Below are 9,506 nucleotides of genomic sequence, written 5' to 3'. Positions count from 1 at the left end.
AGCGGACGTCGTCGGCCGATGCCGCGACGCCGAGCGACTCGGCGACGACGAGGTGCGCTCCGGCCGGGCGGGCGGCGGCGACGAGCGCCGGCAGCCGGTCGGCGAGGGCGCGCGCCTCGAACTGCGCGATCTTCTTCTCGGCGGCCTTCAGGCTCGCCGCGAGCTCCGCGATGCGCGCCGGCAGCTGGTCGCGCGGCGTCTTCAGCGACGAGGTCAGCTGCGAGACGATGGCGCGCTCGGCGGCGAGCTCGCGGAACGCGTCGAGACCGACGAGGGCCTCCACGCGGCGGTTCGAGGCGCCGACGGAGGACTCGCCCACGAGGTTGATGAGGCCGATCTCGGCGCTGGAGGCGACATGGGTGCCCGCGCAGAGCTCGCGCGACCAGGGACCGCCGATGTCGACCATGCGCACGCGGTCGCCGTACTTCTCGCCGAACAGCGCCATGGCGCCGGCCGCCTTGGCGTCGTCGAGCGACATCACGCGCGTGGTGACCTCGAGGTTGTCGCGCACCGCGTTGTTGGCGATCTCCTCGATCTCGGTCTTCGTGTCGGCGGACAGCGCCTGGCCCCACGCGAAGTCGAAGCGGAGATAGCCGGCGCGGTTCAGCGAGCCCGCCTGCGTGGCGGTCTTGCCGAGGGTGTCGCGCAGGGCCGCGTGCACGAGGTGCGTCGCGGAGTGCGCCTGCCGCGCCGCCCGGCGGTTCACGGCATCCACCACCGTCGTCGCGGGCTCGCCGACGGCGACCTCGCCCGTGGTGACCTCGACCGTGTGGCTGATGAGACCCGGCACCGGTCGCTGCACGTCGAGCACCTCGAGCTCGTAGCCGGGGCCGACGATGACGCCCTTGTCGGCGACCTGGCCGCCCGACTCGGCGTACAGGGCGGTCGCGGGGAGGATCACCTCGGCGATCTGCCCCGCGCTCGCGCGGTCGACCGAGAGCCCGTCGACGATGAGGCCGAGCACCGTGGACTCGGTCTCGAGATCCGTGTAGCCGGTGAAGGACGTCTCGCCCCCCGCGCGGAACTCGCGGTACACGCCGAGGTCGGCGAGCGCCCGCTTGCGCGAGCGCGCGTCGGCCTTGGCGCGGGCGCGCTGCTCCTGCATGAGGCGGTCGAACGCGTCGCGGTCGACCTCGAGGCCGGCCTCCTCGGCCACCTCGACGGTCAGGTCGATGGGGAAGCCGTACGTGTCGTGCAGCAGGAACGCCTCGGCGCCGGCGAGCGCGGGGGCCGCGGCATCCTTCGTCTGCGCGATCGCGAGGTCGAGGATCGTCGAGCCGGCCGCGAGCGTGCGCAGGAACGTCTCCTCCTCCGCGAAGGCGTACTGCGAGATGCGCTGCCAGTCGTCGGCGACCACCGGGTACGCGCTCTTCATCGCGTCGCGCGACGCCGCGAACAGCTCGGGGAAGGTCGGCCCGTCGACGCCCATGAGCCGCATGGCGCGGATGGAGCGGCGCATGAGACGGCGCAGGATGTAGCCGCGCCCCTCGTTGGACGGGGTGACGCCGTCGGAGAGGAGCATGAGCGACGAGCGGACGTGGTCGGCGACGACCCGGTACCGCACGTCGTCGTCGTGCGCGGCGCCGTACGGGCGGCCGGTGAGCGCGACGGCGCGGTCGAGCACGGGACGCACCTGGTCGGTCTCGTACATGTTGTCGACGCCCTGCTTGAGGAACGCGACGCGCTCCAGGCCCATGCCGGTGTCGATGTTCTTCGTCGGGAGCTCGCCGACGATGTCGAACTCGGTCTTGCCGCGGACGTTCTCGATGAAGTCCTGCATGAACACGAGGTTCCAGATCTCCAGGAACCGGGTGTCGTCGACCGCGGGGCCGCCGTCCTTCCCGTAGCGGGGACCGCGGTCGAAGAAGATCTCCGAGTCGGGGCCGCCGGGGCCGGGCTGGCCGGTGTGCCAGTAGTTGTCGGCGCGGCCGAGCCGCTGGATGCGCTCGGGCTCGAGGCCGATGACGTCGCGCCAGATCGCCTCCGCCTCGTCGTCGGTCTCGTAGACGGTGACCCAGAGGTCCTTCTCGTCGAAGCCGAGACCGCCGTCGGCGTCGGAGGTGGTCAGCAGCTCCCACGCGTAGCGGATCGCGCCTTCCTTGAAGTAGTCGCCGAACGACCAGTTGCCGAGCATCTGGAAGAACGTGCCGTGGCGGGCGGTCTTGCCGACCTCCTCGATGTCGTTCGTGCGGATGCACTTCTGCACGTCGGCGACGCGCGGGTGCGGCGGCGGGACCACGCCGGTGAGGTACGGGATCCAGGGCACCATGCCGGCGACGGTGAACAGCAGCGTCGGGTCGTCGCTGACGAGCGACGCCGACGGGACGATGACGTGGTCGTTCTTCTCGAAGTAGTCGAGGTAGCGCTGGGCGATCTCAGCGGTCTTCATGCGTGGGTCCTCAGTGCGTGCGCGATCGCACGCCCTCTCGGGCGCCGCGGCCGCGCGGGATCAGTCGTTGTGCGGGGCGTCGTCGCCGGTGGCCTTCTCGGCGGCGTCGGATGCCGTGTCCGCGGCCTCCTCGACGGCGTCGGAGGCGGCGTCCGCAGCGTCGGAGGCGGCGTCCTTCGCCGCGTCCACCGCGTCGGAGGCCTTGTCGGCCGCGGTGGCGGCGGCGTCCTTCACGGCGTCCACCGCGTCGCCGGCCGTGCCCTTCGCGGCGTCGAGGACGTCGCCCGCGGTGTCCTTCGCGGACTCGAGCGCGTCGGCCGCGGCATCCTTGACCTCGGCGACGATGCCCTCGAACCGCGCCTCCTGGGCGCGGTAGGCGTCGGCGATGCGATCGGTGAACTCGGAGATGCGCGCGTCGACATCGGCCATGAGCTCATGACCGCGCGGGTCCTTGTCGACGAAGTGCGCGACGATGAAGCCGCCGACGATGCCCACCAGGAACCACAGCACGTTCTTCATGGATTCCATGTTAGGCGCAAACGACGACGGGCGCCGGGGAAGGACCCCGGCGCCCGTCGTGCGAGGAGACGCTGTCGCGGCGCTAGCGCGCTGTACCCGTCGGGACGCGGCGCTTCGCGCAGGTCCCCCGCGGCGCTAGCGCGCTGTACCCGTCGGGACGCGGCGCTTCGCGCAGGTCCCCCGCGGCGCTAGCGCGCCGCGTAGTACTCGACGACGAGCTGCACGTCACACGTGACGGGCACCTCGGCGCGCTTGGGGCGACGCACGAGACGCGCGTGCAGCTTGTCGAGCTCGACCTCGAGGTAGCCCGGCACCGGGGGAAGCACCTCGGCGTGACCGCCGAGCGCGGCCACCTGGAAGGGCTCGAGGCCCTCGCTCTTGGTCTTGACGTGGATGACCTGGCCCGGCTTCACGCGGAACGACGGGCGGTCGACGGTCTGGCCGTCGACGAGGATGTGGCGGTGCACGACCAGCTGGCGGGCCTGCGCGGTGGTGCGGGCGAAGCCGGCGCGCAGCACGAGCGCGTCGAGGCGCATCTCGAGCAGCTCGACCAGGTTCTCACCGGTCAGGCCGTCCTTGCGGCGGGCCTCGTTGAACGCGATGCGCAGCTGCTTCTCGCGGATGCCGTACTGCTCGCGCAGGCGCTGCTTCTCGCGGAGGCGGACGGCGTAGTCGCTGTCCTGCTTGCGCTTGGTGCGGCCGTGCTCACCCGGAGCGTACGGACGCTTCTCGAGGTACTTGGCTGCCTTGGGGGTCAGCGCGATGCCGAGTGCGCGCGAGAGACGGACCTTGCGACGGTCCTGGGACTTCGTTGCCACGAAGCGATCCTTCCGTTGACGTGGCCGCGACTGTCGCGGCTCACGGACGTATCTCCCCCTCCTCGCCCGGTCCGGACTGCACGTCGGGGCAGGCCGGAAGGTCGTTCAGAGAAGAGGGGATGCCCGAAAACAGGGTTTCGAGCCGATCCAGCTTATCAGAGGCATCCCGACCGCCCGCGCTCGGGGCGCGGCGGGCGGGCGGTCGGGGCGCAGGCGCGGGGACGGTCAGAGGGCGGCGGCGCCGGCCTCGGCCACGGTCTGGTCCTGCTCGCCCGAGCCGCCGCTGACGCCGACGGCGCCGACGACCTTGCCGTCGCGCGTGAGCGGCACGCCGCCGGCGAAGATCGCGACGCCGCGACCGTGGGCGTTGGTGGTGTGGATGCCGAAGAACTGCTGCGTCGGCTGCGAGTTGTCGCCGAGATCCTGGGTCGAGATGTCGAAGGCCCGCGAGGTCCACGCCTTCGAGATCGAGATCTCGATGCTGCCGATCCACGCGCCGTCCTGGCGGACGTGCGACACGAGGTTGCCGCCGGCATCCACCACGGCGATGTTCATGGGCTGGCCGATCTCGTCGGCGCGCTTCTCTGCGGCGGCGATCACACGGCGGGCGTCTTCGAGGGTGACGGACATGGGGTTTCCTCTCGTCGGGGTCGTCCTGGGGGACGGCGATGGACTGCACCCTACCGGGGCGAGCGCCCGCACCGCGGGTCCGCGCCGTCGTCGATCGCGTCGCTAGGCTCGGCGGCGTGGAACTGCACCGTTCGGACTTCGACCGCACACGGGATCATTGGTGGTGGCGCCCGGGCTGGGGCCCCGGCACGCGCTATCTCACGTTCCACCTCACGTTCGAGGACGCGCCGGCGCTGCACGCGGCGGCCGCGCGCATGGGCGAGGCCCTGCAGGGTCTCGGGTCGGTGGACGTCGTGCCGATTCCCTGGCTGCACCTGACGATGACCGGCGTCGGCTTCGCGCAGGACGTCTCGCAGGTCACGGCCGCCGACCTCGTCGAGCGCGTCTTCTCGGCGGCGCGGACACTGGACGTGACGCCACTGCGATTCGACCGGCTCAGCCTCGTGCGCGAGGCGCTCGCGCTCAAGGCCGACTCCGGCGGCTGGATCGGCGAGCTGAACGGGATCCAGGTCGAGGCGATCCAGGACGTCTGCGGCGTCGACCTCGGCGAGGTCGCGTTCCATCCGCACGTCTCGCTCGCGTACTTCTCCGGCGAGGTCGACGAGCCCGGCCTCGTGCGCGCCGTGGAGGCGGTCGGTCTGCACGACGTGGCGATCGCGCGGCCGCGCCTGTCGCTGCTCGAGCTCGGGCGCGACGACCGCGTCTACACGTGGCGCGTGGTCGCTCAGCAGCCGCTCTGACGGCTCCGGGTCAGAGTCCGCGTCAGTGGCCGGTGAGCCGGAACACCGGCTCGAAGTCGGGGTCGGTGATCGCCGGGCGCGACAGGCGGAACGCGTCGATCGGGTGCGAGCTGGTGCCCGTGGTCAGCAGCTCCGCGAGAATGCGGCCCACGAGGCTCGCGAACTTGCCGGCATGCCCGGCGCCGTTGAAGACCGCGACGTGCGGATGCCCCGGCAGCACGTCCAGCACGAAGTCGCGGTCGGCGGGCATGTCGTAGAGGCACGTGCGGTTCGCCCACACCGGCCCGACGGCCGACGGCAGCCGCCGCTCGAGGAAGCCGCGCAGGACGGCCGCCTCGTCGTGGTCGCCCTCGAACACGCGCTCCTCGCTCGCGATGAAGCGCCCGCGCATGTCGCGTGCGAGCTTGATCGCCGCCTCGCCGTACACCGGGAACCCGTAGAAGGTCTCGGTGGAGTGGAAGATCCAGACCGGGAAGACGTCGGGCGCGAACCGCGAGAGGTTCGCGTTCGTGAAGTAGCTCACCTGCTCCTGCGAGAGCGTCAGCCGGAACGTCAGCCCGAGGTCGGGCATGAGGTCGCCGAGCCACGACGCCGCCGCGACCACGAGCGCGCCGGCGTCGAAGGCGCCCGCGGTCGTGCGCACCGTCACGCTGTCCGCACGCAGCTCCACGCCGGTGACCATCGTGTGCGGCAGGAACTCGACGCCCGCCGCGAGGGCGAGCGACGTGTGCGCCGAGACGCTGCGCCGGATGTCGATGAGCCCCGCGTCGGCCTGGTGGAAGCCGGTGACGTCGTCCTCGATGCGCCACTGCGGGTAGCGGCGGCGGATCTCGTCGGCGGTGAGATCCTCGAAGGGGATGCCGACGGCATCCATCGCCGCACGATAGCCGTCCAGCTCGCGCACCGACGCCTCGTCCGAGGTCGCGAGGTCGAGTCCGCCGGTCTTCAGCAGCACCTGCAACCCCGAGCGGGCCTCGATCTCGTGCCACGCGTCGTACGCCGCGGGCGTGAGCCTCGTGTAGTCGGTTCTGTGATACGCGTGGCGGATGATGCGGGAGTGGTCGCCGGACGACCCGCGCGTGTTCACGAGCTCGAACTGCTCGACGACGAGCACGCGTGCGCCGGGCTCCTGCGACAGCCAGTACGCGGCGGCCGAGCCGATCGCGCCCGCGCCGATCACGATGTGCGTGTAGCCGCTCATCGCCGCCTCCTCGTGGATCCGTGTCGGGCCGGGTCAGCGGCCGGTCGCGAGGGGTCGGTCGGTGGCCGCGTACTGCGACCACGAGCCCGGGTAGAGCCGTGCGCGGCCCAGGCCCAGCGCCTCGATCGTGAGGAGGTTGTGGCACGCCGTCACCCCCGAGCCGCACGAGCTCACCACCTCGCCCGCCGCGACGCGGTCGGGGGTGACGCCGACCGACGCGAAGCGATCGCGCAGCGCGTCGGCAGGGAGCAGTCGCTGGTCGCCGCCCACGTTCTCGCGGCACGGGACGCTCACGGCGCCCGGGATGTGTCCGGAGCGCGGGTCGAGATCGGGCCCCTCGCCCGCGAAGCGCTCGGCGGGCCGCGCGTCCACGACCAGGTTGGCGGGGTCGGCGGCATCGTCGATGTCGGCGAGCAGGTCGGCCGGCCAGGGCTGCGGACGGAACGTCGTCGGGGTGCGGTCGACCTCGTCCGTGCTGAGCTCGCCGTCCCACGCGGCGAGCCCGCCGTCGAGCAGGGCGGATGCCACGCCGATCGCCCGGAGCATCCACACGAGGCGCGCGGCCATGACGCCGCCGGCGTCGTCGTAGGCGACGACGGTGTCGTCGGCGGTGATCCCGAGCCGCCCGAGCGCGGCGGCGAACGCCTCGGGCGCCGGCAGCGGATGCCGGCCCGTGCCCGGGTCCGCGGGACCGGCGAGGTCGGTGTCGATGTCGACGAACACGGCACCCGGGAGGTGACCCGCGCGGTACGCGTCGCGGCCGGAGCGGCCGTCGAGATACCAACGGCAGTCGGCGAGGACGATCGGCTCACCGGCATCCTGCCGCTCTCGGAGCTCGGCCGCGCTGAGGAAGGGGTTCATCACGCGTGTCACTCTACGACGCTCCGGCGTGCGCGCGGCGAGATCAGGGCGCGAGCGCGACGACCAGTGCGGCGGCGGTGAGCACGGTGCACGCGGGCGCCATGGTCCGGCGTTCCGCGATGCTGCGCGAGGCGAGGTTCATGACGATCCCGAGCGCGAAGTAGCCGACCAGCACCCAGGTCGTCACGACGACGAACGCAGTGCCCGACGCCGGGAGGGCGCCCGCGCGGCTCAGCAGCACCGCCGCGAAGCCGGCGTAGGCGACGACGGACACGGCGCTCGCGACCCGCAGCCGCGTCGGCAGCACGCGGTGCCGGCCGCCCCACACGAGCCGTCCCCACGGCTTGCCCGCGGCGACGCCGATCTGGACGACCGCGAGGGCGGCCAGGAGCAGGCTCGCGACGATCGCCGCCGCGAGGGCCGGGCCGCTCACCTCCACGCGAACACCGCCAGGAGGAACACGACGTAGAGGACGCCCGCGGCGATCGCGACGCCGTTGGAGAGGCGACCCCAGCGCGCCCGCACGGCGGCGACCGCGAACGCGACCGTGAGCAGCGCCCACACCCCGGTGTGGCCGGACTCGACGACGAGGTGCCGGAGCCCCGTGGCATCCGGCGCCTCGACGCCGTCGCCGACGGTCGCGAAGACGATCGTGACCGCGAGAGCGATCGTGGCGGCGACGACGTACCGGACTCGCGGGCGCGCGGTCGCGGTGCGGGGCTCCGGTGCGGGCGCGGTCATGCGCGGGGCTCCGCCAGCTCGTCGAGCCACGCGAGCAGCAGCCCGTGCGCGCGCAGGCCGTAGTCGAGCGTGGCTCGCTGGTACGCGAACACCGCCCGGTCGGCGTCGGCGACGCCGTGGGCCGCCGCGTCGACGGCGTGCTCGAGCGTGCGCAGCCCGGCCTCGGCGTCGGCGACGCGGGCACGGAGGGCCGTCAGCACGGCGGCGCGGTCCCGGGGATCGTCGAGCCGCCCGAGCAGGTAGACCTTCGCGAGCACGACCTTCTCGGCGTCGCCGCCGTCCGGCACGGGCGCCAGCATCCACCGCCGCCAGCGTTCCCGGCCCCGCTCGGTGACCGAGTGCAGCTTCTTGCCGCGCGCGTCTCCGACGGCGTCGGCGACGGTCACCGAGCCATCGGCGACGAGCTGCTGCAGCGCGCGCTGCAGGCTGCCGAGGCTCGCGCTGTAGAACAGCGAGATGCCCGCGCTGAAGCGCTTCCGCACGTCGTAGAGCGAGAGCGGTCCGCCGAGCAGGAGTCCCAGGATCACGTACTGCATGGCACCCTCCGGTCATGATGTTCCCTTGAGGGATATCAATATACCTCAAGGGAACATCCCGCGGAACCCGACGCGCATCGTCGCCGTCCCCGGCAGGCACCGTGATGCGCCCGGCGAGCGGATGCCAGAGTCGGGGGTCAGCGGCCCGGGTCGAGGATGCGGCGGATCTTCTCCAGCCGCGCCGAGACGTCGCGCTCGCCGCCGCGAGCGGTGGGCTCGTAGTAGCGGCGGCCGCGCAGCTCGTCGGGCAGGTACTGCTGCGCCGCGACGCCGACCTCGAGATCGTGCGGATACACGTACCCCTTGCCGTGGCCGAGGCGCTTGGCGCCCGGATAGTGCGCGTCGCGCAGGTGCACCGGCACGCGGCCGAAGCCGCCCGCGCGCACGTCGGCGATCGCCTTGTCCAACGCCATGTACGACGCGTTCGACTTCGCGGTCGTCGCGAGGTACGCGGTCGCCTCGGCGAGCGGGATGCGCCCCTCGGGCATGCCGATGAAGGCGACGGCGTCGGCCGCGGCGACCGCGATCACGAGCGCCTGCGGGTCGGCGAGGCCGATGTCCTCCGATGCCGAGATCACCAGGCGTCGCGCGATGAACCGGGGGTCCTCCCCCGCCTCGATCATGCGTGCCAGGTAGTGCATCGCGGCGTCGACGTCGGAGCCGCGGATCGACTTGATGAACGCGCTGATGACGTCGTAGTGCTCGTCGCCCTGGCGGTCGTAGCGCAGGAGCGCCCGGTCGACGGCCTGCGCGACGTGCTCGGCGGTGACCATCGGGACCGCGTCGGAGCCGGAGGCCGCGTCGGCGTCACCGCGGGCCCCGTCGCGCTCGCCCTGGTCGGCCGCCTCGTCGTCGCCGTCCTCGTCCTCCTCGTCGGGGGCCGCGTCGCGCTCGCCCGCGGGACCGGCGAGGGATGCCGCCGCCTCCAGCGCCGCCAGCGCCCGCCGCGCCTCGCCCGAGGCGAGCCGCACGAGCGCCGCGCGCGCCTCGGGGTCGAGCGCGACCTCACCGGCGAGGCCTCGCGGATCGGACACGGCGCGATCGACGAGGAGGCCCAGGTCGTCGTCGCTG

Annotated in this window: 10 protein-coding genes and 1 pseudogene; 1 reads left to right on the top strand and 10 read right to left on the bottom strand. The window is 72.8% G+C overall.

What is annotated here, in order from left to right; translation table 11 throughout:
• The 4 genes from alaS to WML84_RS09945 form a co-directional block, all read right to left on the bottom strand.
• On the bottom strand, positions 1–2,389 hold a 2,389-nt coding region (gene alaS, locus WML84_RS09960), incomplete at its 3' end, for an alanine--tRNA ligase (protein ID WP_347345990.1).
• A gap of 60 nt (positions 2,390–2,449) precedes the next feature.
• A complete protein-coding gene (locus WML84_RS09955; protein ID WP_347345989.1) occupies positions 2,450–2,908 on the bottom strand; it encodes a hypothetical protein in 459 nt (152 codons plus the stop codon).
• 188 nt (positions 2,909–3,096) lie between these two features.
• A complete protein-coding gene (rpsD, locus tag WML84_RS09950; protein ID WP_347345988.1) occupies positions 3,097–3,726 on the bottom strand; it encodes a 30S ribosomal protein S4 in 630 nt (209 codons plus the stop codon).
• 225 nt (positions 3,727–3,951) lie between these two features.
• Positions 3,952–4,356: a heme-binding protein gene (locus WML84_RS09945; RefSeq protein WP_347345987.1), complete on the bottom strand. Its 405-nt coding sequence runs from the start codon at positions 4,354–4,356 to the stop codon at positions 3,952–3,954.
• A gap of 116 nt (positions 4,357–4,472) precedes the next feature.
• Between WML84_RS09945 and WML84_RS09940 the strand changes: the two genes are divergently transcribed.
• The gene (locus tag WML84_RS09940; protein WP_347345986.1) at positions 4,473–5,096 is read left to right on the top strand and encodes a hypothetical protein; all 624 of its coding nucleotides are present in this window, start codon (positions 4,473–4,475) and stop codon (positions 5,094–5,096) included.
• Positions 5,097–5,118: 22 nt separating this feature from the next.
• Here WML84_RS09940 and solA read toward each other — a convergent pair whose 3' ends face one another.
• The 6 genes and pseudogenes from solA to WML84_RS09910 all read right to left on the bottom strand — a co-directional run.
• A complete protein-coding gene (gene solA, locus WML84_RS09935) occupies positions 5,119–6,297 on the bottom strand; it encodes an N-methyl-L-tryptophan oxidase (RefSeq protein WP_347345985.1) in 1,179 nt (392 codons plus the stop codon).
• A gap of 33 nt (positions 6,298–6,330) precedes the next feature.
• On the bottom strand, positions 6,331–7,158 hold the full coding sequence (locus WML84_RS09930; RefSeq protein ID WP_347345991.1) for a sulfurtransferase: 828 nt from the start codon (positions 7,156–7,158) through the stop codon (positions 6,331–6,333).
• A gap of 43 nt (positions 7,159–7,201) precedes the next feature.
• Positions 7,202–7,591: a hypothetical protein gene (locus WML84_RS09925; protein ID WP_347345984.1), complete on the bottom strand. Its 390-nt coding sequence runs from the start codon at positions 7,589–7,591 to the stop codon at positions 7,202–7,204.
• Positions 7,588–7,899, bottom strand: coding sequence for a hypothetical protein (locus WML84_RS09920; protein WP_347345983.1), 312 nt, complete (start codon positions 7,897–7,899; stop codon positions 7,588–7,590). The genes WML84_RS09925 and WML84_RS09920 overlap by 4 nt, the downstream gene beginning before the upstream one ends.
• Positions 7,896–8,435 carry a hypothetical protein gene (locus WML84_RS09915; protein WP_347345982.1) on the bottom strand — a complete coding sequence of 180 codons (540 nt, stop codon included), beginning with the start codon at positions 8,433–8,435 and terminating at the stop codon, positions 7,896–7,898. Before WML84_RS09915 ends, WML84_RS09920 begins: the two co-directional genes overlap by 4 nt.
• 137 nt (positions 8,436–8,572) lie before the next feature.
• Positions 8,573–9,506, bottom strand: a pseudogene (locus tag WML84_RS09910) (replication-associated recombination protein A); the annotation flags it as partial.

Origin of the sequence: Microbacterium sp., assembly GCF_039812165.1 — a bacterium.
Classification (GTDB): domain Bacteria; phylum Actinomycetota; class Actinomycetes; order Actinomycetales; family Microbacteriaceae; genus Microbacterium.
This window is presented reverse-complemented; position numbering and strand designations above follow the sequence as displayed.